The sequence below is a fragment of the Lysobacter sp. Soil_N_23 genome, from assembly GCF_057656135.1.
On record NZ_JBDGKY010000003.1, the window covers coordinates 150,265 to 166,426 of the forward strand.

At 67.8% G+C, this 16,162-nt stretch carries 12 protein-coding genes; 5 read left to right on the plus strand and 7 right to left on the minus strand.

What is annotated here, in order from left to right; genetic code table 11:
- Positions 1–49: 49 nt before the first annotated feature.
- The 3 genes from AC3A3X_RS03980 to AC3A3X_RS03990 all read left to right on the plus strand — a co-directional run bounded on the left by AC3A3X_RS03980 (position 50) and on the right by AC3A3X_RS03990 (position 2,136).
- Complete coding sequence (locus AC3A3X_RS03980) at positions 50–997, plus strand: DegV family protein (protein WP_487581755.1); 948 nt, start codon at positions 50–52, stop codon at positions 995–997.
- Positions 998–1,123: 126 nt separating this feature from the next.
- Positions 1,124–1,468 carry a hypothetical protein gene (locus AC3A3X_RS03985; RefSeq protein ID WP_487581756.1) on the plus strand — a complete coding sequence of 115 codons (345 nt, stop codon included), beginning with the start codon at positions 1,124–1,126 and terminating at the stop codon, positions 1,466–1,468.
- On the plus strand, positions 1,465–2,136 hold the full coding sequence (locus tag AC3A3X_RS03990; protein ID WP_487581757.1) for a Dph6-related ATP pyrophosphatase: 672 nt from the start codon (positions 1,465–1,467) through the stop codon (positions 2,134–2,136). The genes AC3A3X_RS03985 and AC3A3X_RS03990 overlap by 4 nt, the downstream gene beginning before the upstream one ends.
- 95 nt (positions 2,137–2,231) lie before the next feature.
- Here the strand turns inward: AC3A3X_RS03990 and fghA are convergent, their stop codons facing one another.
- The 4 genes from fghA to ppc form a co-directional block, all read right to left on the minus strand.
- The gene (gene fghA, locus AC3A3X_RS03995) at positions 2,232–3,062 is read right to left on the minus strand and encodes an S-formylglutathione hydrolase (protein WP_487581758.1); all 831 of its coding nucleotides are present in this window, start codon (positions 3,060–3,062) and stop codon (positions 2,232–2,234) included.
- Between the two features lie 15 nt (positions 3,063–3,077).
- Positions 3,078–3,659, minus strand: a complete 582-nt coding sequence (gene gfa / locus AC3A3X_RS04000; protein ID WP_487581759.1) for an S-(hydroxymethyl)glutathione synthase — start codon at positions 3,657–3,659, stop codon at positions 3,078–3,080.
- Positions 3,660–3,726: 67 nt separating this feature from the next.
- Positions 3,727–4,836, minus strand: a complete 1,110-nt coding sequence (locus tag AC3A3X_RS04005) for an S-(hydroxymethyl)glutathione dehydrogenase/class III alcohol dehydrogenase (protein ID WP_487581760.1) — start codon at positions 4,834–4,836, stop codon at positions 3,727–3,729.
- 297 nt (positions 4,837–5,133) lie between these two features.
- Positions 5,134–7,890, minus strand: coding sequence for a phosphoenolpyruvate carboxylase (gene ppc, locus AC3A3X_RS04010; RefSeq protein WP_487581761.1), 2,757 nt, complete (start codon positions 7,888–7,890; stop codon positions 5,134–5,136).
- A gap of 287 nt (positions 7,891–8,177) precedes the next feature.
- On the opposite strand from ppc, the gene AC3A3X_RS04015 reads away from it, so the two are divergent.
- The gene (locus AC3A3X_RS04015) at positions 8,178–9,818 is read left to right on the plus strand and encodes a hypothetical protein (RefSeq protein ID WP_487581762.1); all 1,641 of its coding nucleotides are present in this window, start codon (positions 8,178–8,180) and stop codon (positions 9,816–9,818) included.
- A 92-nt stretch (positions 9,819–9,910) separates the two neighbouring features.
- On the opposite strand, the gene AC3A3X_RS04020 is transcribed toward AC3A3X_RS04015, so the two are convergent.
- A complete protein-coding gene (locus AC3A3X_RS04020; protein ID WP_487581763.1) occupies positions 9,911–11,248 on the minus strand; it encodes an amidohydrolase family protein in 1,338 nt (445 codons plus the stop codon).
- 126 nt (positions 11,249–11,374) lie between these two features.
- Positions 11,375–12,754 (minus strand): glutamate--cysteine ligase, encoded by a 1,380-nt coding sequence (locus AC3A3X_RS04025; RefSeq protein WP_487581764.1) that lies wholly within the window; start codon positions 12,752–12,754, stop codon positions 11,375–11,377.
- 435 nt (positions 12,755–13,189) lie between these two features.
- On the opposite strand from AC3A3X_RS04025, the gene AC3A3X_RS04030 reads away from it, so the two are divergent.
- The gene (locus AC3A3X_RS04030) at positions 13,190–14,242 is read left to right on the plus strand and encodes a LacI family DNA-binding transcriptional regulator (RefSeq protein WP_487581765.1); all 1,053 of its coding nucleotides are present in this window, start codon (positions 13,190–13,192) and stop codon (positions 14,240–14,242) included.
- Positions 14,243–14,392: 150 nt separating this feature from the next.
- On the opposite strand, the gene AC3A3X_RS04035 is transcribed toward AC3A3X_RS04030, so the two are convergent.
- Positions 14,393–16,024: an alpha-amylase family glycosyl hydrolase gene (locus AC3A3X_RS04035; RefSeq protein WP_487581766.1), complete on the minus strand. Its 1,632-nt coding sequence runs from the start codon at positions 16,022–16,024 to the stop codon at positions 14,393–14,395.
- Positions 16,025–16,162: the final 138 nt, after the last annotated feature.

Below are 16,162 nucleotides of genomic sequence, written 5' to 3' on the forward strand. Positions count from 1 at the left end.
TATGCTGCCTGTCACAATTCGATGCCAGCGCTGCAATTGGGGAGGAAACATGCGCATTGGACTCGTGGTCGATTCGGCCTGCGATCTGCCGTTGGAGTACCTGGAGCAACACGACGTCGATGTGTTGCCGATCACCGTGCGCATCGGCGAGGCCGTGCTTGCCGACCGTCGCAACGAACAGGCGACGCTGGAGTTCCTGCACGCCCACGTCGCCGAGCGCGGCCATGAAGCGCAGACCACGCCGTTCACCGTGCAGCAGATCCAGGACCTGTTCCTGAGCCGGCTGGTGATCGACTACGACTACGTGTTCTGCATGACGATCACCAAGACGCGCAGCCCGATCTTCGACAACGCGCAGCAGGCCAGCTTCGCGATCCTGAGTGACTACAAGGCCGCGCGTTCGGCCGCCGGCAACAACACGCCGTTCGCGCTGCGCGTGGTCGACAGCCAGAACCTGTTCGCCGCCCAGGGCATCGGCGCGGTCGAGGCGGTGCGCCTGCGCGAGGCCGGTGAAGGCGCGCCGAAGATCCGTGCGCGCCTGGAGCACCTGGCGCTGCATACCCAGGGCTACATGGTTCCGCCGGATCTCTATTACCTGCGCAACCGCGCCCGCACCAAGGGCGACCGCAGCGTCAGCTTCATCAGCGCCGCGCTCGGCAGCGCGCTCGACATCAAGCCGGTGCTGCACTGCAATCGCGGCGAGACCGCCCCGGTCGCCAAGATCAAGGGTTTCGAGCCGGCGGTGGAGAAGCTGTTCGAACACGCCGCGCAGCGGGTCGAGGCCGGCGAACTGCTGACCCCGACGATGTGCCTGAGCTACGGCGGCGAACTCGACGACATGCGCAAGCTGCCCGGTTACGAGCGCCTGCGCCATGCCTGCGCCAACAACAACATCGAACTGTTCGAGTCAGTGATGAGCCTGACCGGCATGGTCAACGTCGGCAAGGGCGCGGTGGTGGTCGGCTTCGCTGCCGAGGGACAGAAGTTCCACGGCTAGTCACAGCCGTCACGGACGGGGCGTAATGTGTGTAGGAGCGAGCTTGCTCGCGAAAGCGTTTCCGCGACGGACGCGCGTGATCGCGAGCAAGCTCGCTCCAACAAGACCCCACACCGGAACCTTTGCATGGCTACCCGTTTCTACATCCGCCTTCCCGATGCGACGCGTGCGCGCGGCAGCGATGCCGCGTTTTCCTTCAGTGCCGTCAGCGCCGAAGGTTTCGCCGAACAGTTGCAGGCGGCATTGCGCGACAGCGGGCTGTTCGACCGCTGGAAGGCGCGCCAGGACGATCCCGACGCAGTCGATCCGGCGCTCGGCGCCACCGACGCCGCTGCCACCGTGCACGGTGAGCAGGAAGACCTGCACGTCGACCTGGTCGTGACTTCGACCATCTCCGGCACGGTGCTCAAGCACCGCCTGCGCCTGTTGGCCGGCAGCAGCTGGGAGCTGCGAGACGTGACCTCGGCATGAGCCAGCGGTTGTTGTCGTGGAGTGGTGGCAAGGACGCGGCCTGGACCCTGTACACCCTGCGCCAGCGCGACGATGTCGAGGTCGTGGCGCTACTGACCACGGTCACCAGCGGCTACGAGCGCGTTGCCATGCATGGCATCCGCCGCGACATCCTGCACGCGCAGGCCGATTCGGCGGGACTGCCGCTGATCGAAGCGGTGATCCCACCGCAGTGCGACAACGCCAGCTACGAGGCCGCGTTCGCGCAGGCGCTGGAGCAGGCGCGCGGACGCTGGCCGGAGCTGGACTGCATCGCCTTCGGCGACCTGTACCTGGCCGACGTGCGCGCTTGGCGCGAAGCCTCGTGCGCGCGCCTTGGCTGGCAGATCGACACGCCGCTGTTCGGCGCCGACACCGCGAAGCTTGCGCGCGAAATGATCGCAGGCGGACTGCAGGCGCAGCTGTGCTGTGTCGATACGCAGCAGCTGGCGGCGGACTTCAGCGGACACGCGTTCGACGAAACCCTGCTGGCCGCGCTGCCGCCGTCGTGCGACCCGTGTGGCGAGAACGGCGAGTTCCACACGCTGGTGCATGCCGGGCCGATGCTGCGCCGGCCGATTGCATTGCAGGCGGGCGAGAAGGTACTGCGCGATGAGCGGTTCGCGTATGCCGACTTCCTGCTGGCCTGAAAACCGCGGCGTAGGAGCGAGCTTGCTCGCGAACCAGGCATGACCGTGGCTGCAGCGCGGATCGCGAGCAAGCTCGCTCCTACCTGCCGCGACGGTCAGTCGTTCAGCGCCCGCGCGTGGTAGGCGATGTGCTCGCCGATGAACGTGGCGATGAAGTAGTAGCTGTGGTCGTATCCCGGCCGCATGCGCAACTCGAGCGGATGGCCCACGGCGTCGCACGCGTCCTGCAACAGCAGCGGCCGCAACTGCGTCACCAGGAACTCGTCCGCCTCGCCCTGGTCGACCAGCAGCGGTAGCCGCTCGCTCGCACTGGACACCAGTTCGCTCGCATCCCACGTGTTCCAGGTCTTGCGGTCATCGCCCAGGTAGGCCGAGAACGCCTTCTGCCCCCATGGCACCTGGCTCGGCGCGACGATCGGCGAGAACGCCGACACGCTGCGATAGCGCCCCGGATTGCGCAGCGCCGCCACCAGCGCGCCGTGCCCGCCCATTGAATGGCCGCTGATCGCACGCGCGTCGCTGGCCCGGAAGTGCGCCTCGACCAGCGCCGGCAGTTCGCCGGTGACGTAGTCGTGCATGCGGTAGTGCGGGGCCCACGGCGCCTGTGTCGCATCGACGTAGAAGCCGGCGCCCTGGCCCAGGTCGTAGCCGTCGGCGTCGGCGATGCCCGGACCGCGCGGGCTGGTGTCGGGCGCGACGAGGATCACGCCGTGCTCGGCGGCGTAGCGCTGGGCGCCGGCCTTGGTGATGAAGTTCTGCTCGTTGCAGGTCAGGCCGCTGAGCCAGTAAAGCACCGGCAACCGCCGCTGCGTCACCTGCGGTGGCAGGTAGACGCCCAGCCGCATCTCGCAGCCCAATGAGGTCGAGGCGTGCTTCCACACTTCCTGCTGCCCGCCGAAGCAGGCATGCCGTTCGATCCGTTCCATCGTTCTCCTTTCTGTTCAGGCCTTGAGCACGCCGGACTTTTTCGCCGCGTGCGTGGAAAGTGCATCCATCAGGGTCGGCGACAGGCAGTCGTACGGCTCCAGCCCAAGTTCGCGCAGGCGGGCGCGCACCGCCTCCATGCCGGACGGGGCATATCCCGACTCGATGATCGAGGACACGAACGCGGCGAAGCCGGGCGCCGACCAGCCCGTCTCCTTCGACAGCTCGGTGTGGACGAAATCGAGTCCGTGGAAGGCGTGCTCCTTGTTCTCGATGCGGCCGAACATGTGGACGCCACAGCCCTTGCAGGCGTGGCGCTGGATCGTCGCCTTGTCGTCGACCACGGCCAGCTTGTCGCCGTTCTCGAGCACCTCGAGCTTGTCGCGCGGCACCGCGGCGATCATCGAGAACACCGAGCCCTCGGGTTTCCAGCACTTGGTGCAGCCGCACACATGGTTATGCGCGGTCTGCGCGGAGATCCGGACCTTGACCGGTTTGTCGGCGCACTTGCACTGCAGGGTGCCGCCGGCGAAGTCGGCTGTGCCGCCCTTGCTCACGCCCTGGTCGACGGACGGGTGGATGGCCACTGCACTGTTCATGGTTCACCTCCAATCGTGGCGTCGCAGGTTCGCAGCGACGCGTGTGCGCCCCCGTGCATGACCTGCCTCAGAAATGGATCACGGTGCGGATCGACTTGCCTTCGTGCATCAGGTCGAAGGCCTCGTTGATCTGCTCCAGCGGCAGGTTGTGGGTGATGAAGGGATCGAGCTGGATTTCGCCCTTCATCGCCTGCTCGACCATGCCCGGCAGCTGCGTGCGGCCCTTGACGCCACCGAATGCCGAGCCGCGCCAGACGCGGCCGGTGACCAACTGGAACGGGCGCGTGCGGATTTCCTGGCCGGCACCGGCGACGCCGATGATCACGCTCTCGCCCCAGCCCTTGTGGCAGCACTCCAGCGCGGCGCGCATGACATCGACGTTGCCGATGCATTCGAAGCTGAAGTCGACGCCGCCGTCGGTCAGCTCGACGATGACCTCCTGGATCGGCTTGTCGTGGTCCTTCGGGTTGATGCAGTCGGTCGCGCCCATGCTGCGCGCCAGGTCGAACTTGCCCGGGTTGGTGTCGATGGCGACGATGCGCCCGGCCTTGGCCTGCACCGCGCCCTGGATCACCGCCAGGCCGATACCGCCAAGGCCGAACACGGCAACGCTGTCGCCGGCCTTGACCTTGGCGGTGTTGTGGACCGCGCCGATGCCGGTGGTGACGCCGCAGCCGAGCAGGCAGACCTTCTCCAGCGGCGCCTGCGGGTTGACCACGGCCAGCGAGACTTCCGCCACCACCGTGTACTCGCTGAAGGTGCTGGTGCCCATGTAGTGGTAGATCGGCTGGCCGTTGTAGGAGAAGCGCGTGGTGCCGTCGGGCATCAGGCCCTTGCCCTGGGTGGCGCGCACCGCCTGGCACAGGTTGGTCTTGCCCGACAGGCAGAACTTGCACTTGCGGCATTCGGCCGTGTACAGCGGGATCACGTGGTCGCCGGGCTTGACGCTGGTGACGCCTTCGCCGACTTCGATGACGATGCCGCCACCTTCGTGGCCGAGCACGCTGGGGAAGATGCCTTCCGGGTCGTCGCCGCTGAGCGTGAACGCGTCGGTGTGGCAGACGCCGGTGTGGGTGATCTTCACCAGCACTTCGCCGGCCTTGGGCGGGGCGACGTCGATCTCGACGATCTGCAACGGCTGGCCCGGGGCGAAGGCGACGGCGGCACGGCTTTTCATGGGAGGCGGATCCGGAGCGGGAACAGCCGATGATTCTAGGCCCCGGGTGTAAAGCTGGTGTTTCCGGTGTTGGCGCGTGAGCTCCTCCCCCCTGCTTGCAGGGGGGTGAAGAAGCACGCTTGCGCGCCACTGGCGCGCGTGCTGATGAACGCACGAGCGCCGCGCGCTCGGGCCGGTCCTGGCTGGCGAAGCCAGACAGGTTGGGAGGGGGTCGAGGCCGAAGGCCGAGGTCGCTATGCAAGCCTCAAAAGCTTTACCCCTCCCCAGCCCTCCCCTGCTTTGCAGGGGAGGGAGCAATCAGCCGGTGTTCTGGATGCCCGCCGATATGCCGTTGACCGTCGCCACCAGTGCCTGCAGCAGTTCGTCGTCGGGGCGGCCGGCGGCGCGCCAGCGGGCCAGCAGGTCGACCTGCAGCAGGCTGATCGGATCGACATAGGGGTTGCGCAGGCGGATCGACAGGCGCAGGCGGTAGTCGCCCGCCAGCAGCTCGTCGCTGCCCTTGATCGCCAGCACCGCCGCGCGGGTGCGCTCGAATTCTGCAGCGATGCCCGGATGGAAGCGCTCGTGCAGGTCGCCGGCGAGCAGCGAGTACTGTTCGAAGATGGCCGGGTCGGACTTGGCCAGCATCATCTCCAGGTCGTCGACCAGGGTGCCGAAGAACGGCCAGTCACGCGCCATCTCCGCCATCGTGTCGCGACCGTGCGTCTCCAGCGCCTGCGTCAGCGCGCTGCCGACGCCGTACCAGGCGGTCAGGCCGGCGCGGTTCTGCGACCACGCGAACACCCACGGGATCGCCCGCAACGACGACACGTCGCCGTCGCCGGCGCGCTTGCTCGGGCGCGAGCCGATGCGCAGGCGCTCGATCACGTCGATGGGCGTGGCGGCGCGGAAGTACGCCGGGAAGTCCGGGTGCTCGTGCACCAGCGCGCGATAGTGGCTGCGCGCGCTGGCCGACAGTTCATTGGCGATCGCGCGCCAGCTGGCCTCGCGCGGCTCCGGCGGACGCGGCCGCAAGGTCGCGCGCAGCACCGCGCCGGTGGCCTGCTCGAGGTTGCGCAGCGCGATCGCGCGGATGCCGTACTTGCGGTGGATCACCTCGCCCTGCTCGGTCAGGCGCAGGTAACCGTCGACCGAACCGCGCGGCGCGGCGATGACGGCGCGTTCGGTCTTGCCGCCACCGCGGCTGATCGAGCCACCGCGGCCATGGAAGAAGGCGATGCGCACGCCGCTCTCCTGCGCCAGCGCGGCCAGCGCGATCTGGGTGCGTTGCAGCGCCCAGCGCGAGGCCAGCATGCCGCCGTCCTTGGCGCTGTCGGAGTAGCCCAGCATCACCACCTGGCGATTGCCGCGCGCTGCGAGATGAGTGCGATAGACCGGATCGGCAAACAGCGCGCGCAGCGTGTCGGGCGCGGCGTCGAGGTCGTCGACGGTTTCGAACAGCGGTGCGACATCGAGCGGCACGCGGCCATCGCCATCGATGCAGCCGGCGATGCGCGCCAGCGCCAGCACGGCCAGCGCATCGGCGGCGCTGCGGCTCATGCTGACGATGTACGGGCCGAAGGCACGCGGGCCGTAGCGCGGGCGCAGTCGCGCCACCGCGCGGAACACGTCCAGGGTCGACCGCGCCCGGCCGTTGCCGATCGTCGGCGCCGGTGCGCTGCCATCGAGCAGTGCGTGCAGGCGTTGCGCGCGCTGTTCGCGGCTGTGCGACTCCCAGTCCGGATCGGCGAGCAGCTCGGCCAGCGCCGCGTCGTGCGTGGCCGAGTCCTGGCGCAGGTCGAGGGTGGCGAGGTGGAAGCCGAAGCATTCGATCCGTCGACGCAGGCGGCGCACGGCGAATCCGCCGGCGTGTTCGCCCTGGTGCGCGTCGAGGCTGCGCTCGATCATTGCGATGTCGGCCAGGAACGTGGCTGCATCCGGGTAACCGTGGACATGGTCCTCGGCGGTGGCACGCAGGCGTGCACCGGCCAGTGCCAGCAGGTTGCGGTAGGGCATGTCGGCATGGCGCGGGCGCAGCGCCGCCGCGGCCTTGGGCAGCAGGTAGCGGTATTCCTCGATACGCGCCATGACCTCGTCGGCGACACTGACGCGGCCCAGCGACTGGCTCAACAGCTCGCCGAGCGCAGCCACTTCCTGGCGGTACGCGCCCAGCACCAGCTTGCGCTGGCCTGCCAGGCTGGCGGCGATGGTGTCGGCGCCGACATTCGGGTTGCCGTCCATGTCGCCGCCGACCCAGGTGCCGAAACCGAGCACGTCCGGGGCAGGCGTGGCTTCGCCGTAGGCCTCGCGAAGGGCGTCCTCGAACACCTCGTAGAACACCGGCAACACGCGATACAGCACGTCGGACAGATAGAAACCGACGTGCTCGAACTCGTCGGCGACGCTCGGCTTCACCGGCGAGGCTTCGGCGGTCTGCCAGCCGGCGGTCAGCGCCAGGCGCATGCGTTCGAGGTCGGCGCGGTGTTCGTACGGCGTGCGGCTGCGGTCGATGTCGTCGATCAGGCAGGTGACGATCTGCCGTTCCTTTTCCAGCAGTGCACGCCGCACCGCCTCGGTCGGGTGCGCAGTGAAGACCGGTTCGATACGCAGGCGCGAGAGCAGGGCGACCACTTCGTCCAGGCTCACACCCTGCGCCGCCAGCGAGGCCAGCACTTCGCGCAGGCTGCCCGGTTGTGCACTTGCACCGCGCCGCTCGTAATCGCGGCGGCGGCGGATGCGGTGCACGCGCTCGGCCACGTTGACGGCCTGGAAGTAGGTGGCGAAGGCGCGCACCAGGTCGCCGGCGCGGGCCAGTTCGGTGCCGGCCAATGCCTGCGTCAGCTCGGCCACGGGTGCATGGCTTTCGCGGCGACGGATTGCGGCGCGTCGCAGGCGCTCGACCTCGGCCAGGAACTGCGGGCCGCGCTGCTCGGCCAGGATCTCGCCGACGAGGGCGCCGACGGTTTTGACGTCCTCGCGCAGGAGGGCGTCGGAGGAGGCGAACTCGACGATTCGCAGGGGTTCTTCGGCGGGCTCCGCTACGGACTCGGAGGCGGACTCGACGGCGCGGCTCATGGTCATCCGCCGAGCCTACCGCACTGCAACATTTGACGGCGACGGTTTCAGCCGCAACGGATGGGTCGAGCCGGTCCGGGAGCCTGTTCATCGCGCCGACCGACCTGATCAGGCCGCGGCTGGCGTTCAATACGCAGGACTCGCGCCTTTAGCCCCTCTCCCGCTTGCGGGAGAGGGGTTGGGGTGAGGGCAGCTTTCGTGGCACCGCCGAAGCGCCCTCATCCGCCCTTCGGGCACCTTCTCCCGCCCGCGGGAGAAGGGAGCCTCCCCAAACCTTGGTGACCACCATGACTCGACCGCTAGTGCTGTTGCTGTGCTGTTTCGCCCTGCTCTCGTGCGAAGCCCCGACCACCCGCGACGAACAGGCCGCGACGGCACCGCCGTTGTTCGACACCTTCGGCCAGTTGCACCGCGACATCGGCACGCGTGTGCCCGAAGCGCAGCGCTATTTCGACCAGGGCCTGCGCCTGGCCTACGGCTTCAACCACGAAGCGGCGGGCCGTGCGTTCGCCGAAGCCGAACGTCTCGATCCCAAGTGCGCGATGTGCGTGTGGGGCCAGGCGCTGGTGCTGGGCCCCAACATCAATCTGCCAATGCCCCCGGAGCTTGCCGCCGACGCGACGTTGCTGGCCACGCGCGCGCAGGACCTGGCCAAGGGTGCCAAGCCGGCCGACCGCGCCCTGATCGCGGCACTGGCCAAGCGCTACACCGCGCCCGCGCCCGACGACCGCAAGCCGCTGGACGAGGCCTATGCGAAGGCGATGGGCGAAGCAGCGGCGCAGTTCCCCGATGACGATGACATCGCCACGCTCTACGCCGAATCGTTGATGGACCTGTCGCCGTGGGCGTACTGGGACCGCGGCGGCCAGCCGGGCCTGCACACCGGGACCATGGTCGCCATGCTGGAGAAAGTGCTGCAGCGCAATCCCGATCACATCGGCGCGGCCCACTACTACATCCATGCCGTCGAAGCCTCGCACGACCCCAAGCGTGCCGAAGGCCATGCCGACAAGCTCGCTTCGCTGGCACCGGGTTCCGGTCATCTGGTGCACATGCCGGCGCACGTCTACATCCGCATCGGCCGCTACCACGACGCCACCCTGAGCAACTTCGCCGCCAGCACCGCCGACAAGGAATTTCTTGCCGTGTGCCGGGGCAGCAATGGCGCGTACCCGCTGGGTTACGTGCCGCACAACTGGCACTTCGCGGCGATGTCCGCGGCGCTGCACGGCTCGCGCACGCTGGCGCTGCAGGCGGCCGAGCAGACCGCCAAGCGGGTCGATCCGCCGCAGATGGAAGCGATGAGCTTCATGCAGCAGTTCCTGGTCACGCCACTGTTTGCACAGGTCCGCTTCGGTGAGTGGAATGCGATCCTGGCGACGGAAGAGGCACCGGCGGCCCTGCCGTTCCCGCGCGGGGTCTGGCATTTCGCCCGCGGCATGGCACTGGTGCGCACCGGCAAGCCGGCTGCCGCGCTCAAGGAACTGCGCGCGTTGAAGACGATCGCCGCCGACCCGGAACTGGCGAAGGTGGCGCTGTTCGGCATGAACAATGCCGACCGCGTGCTGGCCGTGGCCGAGCCGATGCTGCGCGGCGAGATCGCGCTGGCGCAGCGCCAGCGCAAGCCCGGACTGGCGGCGTTGCGCGAAGCCGTCGCCGCCGAGGACAAGCTCAACTACAACGAGCCACCGGACTGGCCGCTGCCGGTGCGTCCGTACCTGGGTGCGGCGTTGCTCGATGCCGGGCGCGCCAAGGAAGCGGTGGCGGTGTATGAGGAAGATCTCAAGACGTTCCCGGAGAACGGCTGGTCGCTGTATGGCCTGGCGCAGGCGCAGAAGAAGCTCAAGCTCGATGCGAGCGAGACCGAGCGCAGGTATGCGGCGGCGTGGGAGTGGGCGGACGTGAAGCTGGCAGCATCGCGCTTCTGACCGGTTTGGTAGGAGCGAGCTTGCTCGCGATCAGCCTGTCGGCCACGGAAGCGCCTGATCGCGAGCAAGCTCGCTCCTACCTTGGTGCAGGGTCATTTGACCTGTTTGCCGTGCTTGATGACAACGTCGACCCGCTGCAGCAGCGCCACCTGTTTCAACACATCGCCCTTCACCGCGATGATGTCCGCGTACTTGCCCTCGACCACGCTGCCGTAATCCTTGTCGGCCTTCATCGCCACCGCCGGCCAGTAAGTGGCGGCACGGATCGCGTCGACCGCCGGCACACCAAGCTGGTTGACCCACACGTCCAGCTCGTTCCAGGTGCTGCCGCTGTGGAACTTCATCGGGATGCCCGAGTCGGTGCCGACCAGCATCACCACGCCCGATTCGCGCAGTTGCTGGAACTTGCGCTTCAGCGTCGGCCAGCGCTGCAGGGTCTGCTGGAAATAGGCGATGCGCTCGGGATGCTCGAGTGAGTGCCGGATGTCGGCGACGATGTCGGGCGGCAGGCCTTCGTGCCAGGCGTCGCCGTCGATGAACTCGTGGTTGCGCACGGTGTAGGGGAAATTGAACAGCCCTTCGATCGTCGGCGTCCAGAACATCGGCCCGGCCGCCATGTTGCCGGTGCGCTCTCGCAGCGCGGCCATGACGTCTTCGGGATACTCCGGCGATGCGCCCAGCCCGGTGTGCTCGAAGCAGTCGACGCCGGCCTTCAGTCCGCGACGGATCTCTTCCGGGCGATGGGCGTGCGCCACCACCGGCAGCTTGTGCTTGTGTGCTTCGTCGACGATGGCCTGGACTTCGGCCTCGCTCATCTGGTCCTGGTCGATCAGCTTGACCACGTCGACGCCGGCCTCGGCCAGACGGCGCACCTTGCGGCGCGCATCCGACGGCGAGTCGACGCCCCAGCGGAACTGCTCGGTACCCGCATAGGGCTGCTTCTGGATGAAGGGGCCGGATACGAACAGCGTCGGGCCGGGGATCGTGCCTGCGTTGATCGCATCGCGCACCGCGATGCTGTCCTCGAGCGGGCCGCCAAGATCGCGCGCGCCGGTCACGCCGGCCAGCAGCAACTGCTTGGCCGAGGCCGGCATGATCACGTCGCGGAAGCGGTCCGGGTAGGTCTTGTCCCAATGCCCGTAATCGGCATGGCCGTTGATCATCAGGTGCACGTGCATGTCCCACAGCCCGGGCAGCACGGTCATGCCTTCGGTCGAGATCACGCGCGTGCCGGCCGGTATCGGCAATGTGTCGACGCTGCCGACGGCGGTGATGCGCTCGCCGTCGATCAGCACCACGCTGTCCTGGATCTGTTCGCGCAGCGTGCCGTCGACAAGGGTGCCTCCGACCAGGGCAATACGCTCGGTGGCATCGGCCGCGCCGGTCAACAACAGCAGCGCCAGCCACCAGCCACGTCGGAATCCGTGCATTGCAGCCACCCCGGTCAACGGTCAGTGGCGCCTAGCCTACCTTGCGGCGTGTAGGAGCGAGCTTGCTCGCGATCGGGCCTGTCGGCTACGGAAGCGCTGATCGCGAGCAAGCTCGCTCCTACAGGGCTAGTAGGCGAACTCGGTGAACACCGGATCGACGTTGCCGCCCCATGGGCCATGGAACAACTCGAGCTTGCGCTCGGCCGGGGTGATGCCGGCTTCGGCGAACTCCATCATCGGATCCAGGTAGATCGACTCGTCGGCGCCGTTGCGGTTGAGGCGCGCGCGCCTGGCCAGGCCGTGCGCGGAAATCTCCAGCGCCTTGCGCGCGAGGTCGAGCACCGTGCCGCCACGGCCTTTACCGATTCGAGCCGGCAGTTTCAACGCATGACGCGGCACGCCGTCGCGCAGGGCATGACGCTCTTCCAGGGTGAAATCCTTGACCAGGTCCCAGGCGGCGTCGAGGGCGGCATCGTCGTAGAGCAGGCCGATCCAGAACGCGGGCAGTGCGCAGATGCGGTTCCACGGACCGGAGTCGGCACCGCGCATCTCCAGGTACTTCTTCAACCGCACTTCCGGGAAGGCGGTGGTGCTGTGGTCGGCCCAGTCGCGCAGCAGCGGGCGCTGGCCCGGGTAGGCCGGCAGCTTGCCGTCGAGGTAATCGCGGAACGACTGGCCGGACGCGTCGATGTACTCGCCGTCGCGGTAGACGAAATACATCGGCACATCGAGCAGGTAGTCGACGTAACGCTCGTAACCGAAGCCGTCCTCGAAGACGAAATCGAGCAGGCCGGTGCGGCCGGCATCGGTGTCGGTCCAGATGTGCGAGCGGTAGCTGAGGTAGCCGTTGGGCTTGCCCTCGGTGAAGGGCGAGTCGGCGAACAGCGCCGTGGCGATCGGCTGCAGCGCGAGCGAGACGCGGAACTTCTTGACCATGTCGGCTTCGGAGCCAACATCGAGGTTGACCTGCACGGTGCAGGTGCGCGTCATCATGTCCAGGCCGAGCGAGCCGACCTTGGGCATGTACTCGCGCATGATCTTGTAGCGGCCCTTGGGCATCCACGGCATCTCGTCGCGGCGCCACTTGGGCTGGAAGCCCATGCCGAGGAAGCCCAGGCCCATCGGCTCGGCGACCGCGCGCACTTCCTTGAGGTGGCTGGAGGTCTCGCTGCAGGTCTGGTGCAGGTTTTCCAGCGGTGCCCCGGACAGCTCGAGCTGGCCGGCCGGTTCCAATGACACCGAGGCCTGGTCGCGGGTGAGCGCGATGACGCGGCCGTGCTCCTCGACCGGCTGCCAGCCGAAACGGGTCAGGCCCTTGAGCAGTGCCTCGATGCCGCGCTCGCCGTCGAACGTCGGCGGACGCAGGTCATCGGTGCGGAAGCCGAACTTCTCGTGCTCTGTGCCGATCTTCCAGTCCTCGCGCGGGCGCGCGCCGGAGCTGAGGAACTCGACCAGGTCGGCCCGGCCCTCAATGGCTACTTCCTTGACATGACTGGGACCGGACACGTGCACCTCGCGGGGGGAAATCCATCTCTGCAGGACAGATGTCCTGCGCATCTGCAGGGCCGATGCCCTGCTCGCGCGATGTGGCCAAAGCGCGGAACGGCGGTGCAGTGTCGCGATTGCTCCCGCAACCGGCGACGTGAAGGCACCCACCTGACCTGCATGGTGGGGACGTACCCCGTGATAGCAAGCCTTGCGCAGTGTAGCGGTGGGCGCCGCAGGAACAATGCCGGCGCTGCAACGCTGTAGTGGCAGGAACCAGCTTGCCGGCGGCCCATCACTCGGGTGGGGGCCCCGACGCCCTGCCGTAGGAGCGAGCTTGCTCGCGATCAGGCCTTCCCGGGGCCGGACACGCTGATCGCGAGCAAGCTCGCTCCTACCAGGCACGATGCCGCGCTGCGGCATGCCTTGCGGGACAACGCTGCCTACACTGGTGGAATGTCCCAGTTGCAGTTCGTCGGTCGCAGCAAGAAGACCAAGACCACCTCGCTCGACATCGCCCACCGGGCCGGTGTCTCGCAGGCGACGGTATCGCGCGTGCTTCGCGGCAGCCCGCTGGTCAATGCCGAGACCCGGCGTCGGGTCGAGGATGCGGTGCGCGAGCTCAACTACAAGGTCGACCGCCACGCCTCCAGCCTGCGCACGCAACGCTCGGGCACCCTGGCGCTGCTGCTGTTCGAGGACCCGACCCCGGACGAGTCGCACATCAACCCGTTCTTCCTGTCGATGGTCGGTTCGATCACCCGCGCCTGCGCGCGCGAGGGCCAGGACCTGCTGATCTCGTTCCAGCAGCTGTCCGACGACTGGCACGCCGACTACGAGGACAGCATGAAGGCCGACGGCCTGATCCTGCTCGGCTACGGCGACTACCTGGCCTACCAGGGCAAGCTCGAGAAGCTGGTCGAACAGGGCACGCGCTTCGTCCGCTGGGGCGCGGTGCTGCCGGACCAGCCGGGGCAGTCGATCGGCTGCGACAACTTCAACGGCGGCCGCCTGGCCGGCGAGCATCTGGTCGGACAGGGGCGTCGCCGCATCGCCTTCCTGGGCGGCGCTTCCAGCCATTGCCCGGAATTCTTCGACCGCTTCCGCGGCTGCGATGCCGCGCTGCGCGAAGTCGGCGCGGCCATGGAAGCAATCCTGCAGGTGGATGCGGAAAGCTCGGAAGAGGATGGCTACAACGCCGCCGCCGAACTGCTCGCGCGCGGCGGCGCGTTCGATGCGGTGTTCGCCGCCAGCGACCTGATCGCCATCGGCGCGATGCGGGCACTGGCCGATGCCGGCCTGCGCGTGCCGGAAGACGTCGCCGTGGTCGGCTTCGACGACATCCCGATGGCGCGCTTCGCCACGCCCCCGCTGACCACGATATTCCAGGACACCAAGCGCGCCGGCGAACTGCTGGTGGAGACGCTGATGCGCCAGGTGCACGGCGAGGCGACGCAGAGCATCACGCTTCCGGCGTCACTGGTGGTGCGCAAGTCGAGCGGGGCGTGATTAGCCTCCCAACTTCAACAGCAACAGCAAAAGCCCCCTCTTCCGCCCTTCGGGCACCTTCTCCCACAAGGGGAGAAGGAAGCGCAAAACCCTCTCCCCTTGTGGGAGAGGGACAGGCCGCGCAGCGGCCAGGGAGAGGGGTCGGCCTGGTTACTGCGGACGCTTCGTCCGCATCGCCGTGTCGAGCTCGCGCCGGAGGTCGGCGCGCTCCACCGGTGCATTCAGCAGATACACCTCGACGCCATGCCCCGGCACAGTTGCCGCCAGCGCCTTCCCTTCAGCGACGTTGAACTCGCCACCGCCGATCGCCGCCTTCCACAGCCCCGCCTGCAACCAGCGCTTTATCTCGAACTGCGCCGGCTGGTCACCCTTGTTGAGCAGCACCAGCGCGATCTGCGATGCGCCCTCGTGCTGGTAGATGCGATAGAACGCGGCGCGATCACCCTTGAGCTCCACATCCAGCTGCACGCCACGTTGCAATGCCGGCGACGCGGCGCGGACCTTGGCTATCCGCTTGAGGTTCTCGCGGATCGGATTGCCGACCGCGGCATCGACCCGCTCCTGCCCGAAGTAGTTGCGGTTTCCGGCATGCTCGGCGCGGCCGCGCATGAAGCCGACTTCCGAGCCGTAATAGACCACCGGAATGCCGCGCGCGGTGAACAGCCAGTTGTTCGCGTCGATGAAACCCTCGTCGCTGGCATCCAGGCGCGGCATGTCGTGGTTGTCGTAGAACATCATCAACTCGTACGGGTTGGCGTACGGCCCGCCCTGCAGGTACAGGCGCGGCTGCAGGTTCTCGAAGCCGTGCGACTTGTCGCCGCGGCCGAACACCTGCGCCATGCGTTCCTTCATCGGGAAGTCGAGCACGCTGATCGCGCCGTTCTTCGCCCAGGTGTGCGGGGCGATCTTGGCCGGGTCGTACTCGAAGTTCTCGCCGAACATGAAAAGCCCCGGCCGCTGCGCGCGCATGCGGTCGGCGAACTGTTTCCAGAACTCGTGCGGCATCCAGCCGATGGTGTCGATGCGCAACGCATCGGCGCCCTGCCCCAGCCATTGCAGGTAAGCGCCGGATAGGTAGTCGAGCACGGCCGGATTGCCGTCGTTGAAGCTGGCCAGTTCGGCGATCTCGGCCGGCGAGCGGTAGAAGGCATGCAGCGGGTTGTGCTCGGGGTCGAGTTTCTCCGGCGGCAGGTTCTGGTGATCGGCGAGCAGCTTGCCGTCGCGATCGTAGACCTTGCCGAACTCCGCCTGGCTGCGCGGCATCGAGAACGCCGGCGAAGCGTGGTTACCGACGATGTCGAGCACGACCTTCATTTGCTCGCCGTGCATCGCCTTGGTGAAGCCGGCGAAGTCCAGACCCGGGCTGGGCAGGTGCTCGTCGAGCTTGTAGAAGTTCACGCCCCAGTAGCCGTGGTAGCCGGTCTTGCCCTGGTCGGTCCAGAAGCTGCCCCAGCTGACCGGCTTGCCGCCGGTGAAGGCGGCATCGGGCTGGTCGACGATCGGGGTGATCCACACGGCGGTGAAGCCCATGTCGCGGATGTAGCCGACGTTGTCGAGCACGCCTTTGAAGTCGCCGCCGAGGTAGCCGATGTTGTCGCTTTCGCCATCGGGGCCAGGCACCGGCCGATCGAAGCTGCGCGTGGCCGGATCGGGCCCGCCCTGGTCGCGGTAGTCGTTGCCGGTGTCGCCGTTGACGAAGCGGTCAGTGACGACGAAGTACACCGCCTCGCTGGCGAACGGCTCGAGCGTGCCGTAGTAGTCCGGCGCTGCGTCGGCAGCCACGGCTTGTGCGGAGAGGACGGCCAGCAAAGTGGCGGCAAGCAGTCGGAACTTCGGCATCGGCATCGGCATCGGCATCGGCATCGGCATCGGCATCGGCATCGGCATCGGCATCGGCATCGGCATCGGCATCGGCCGGGA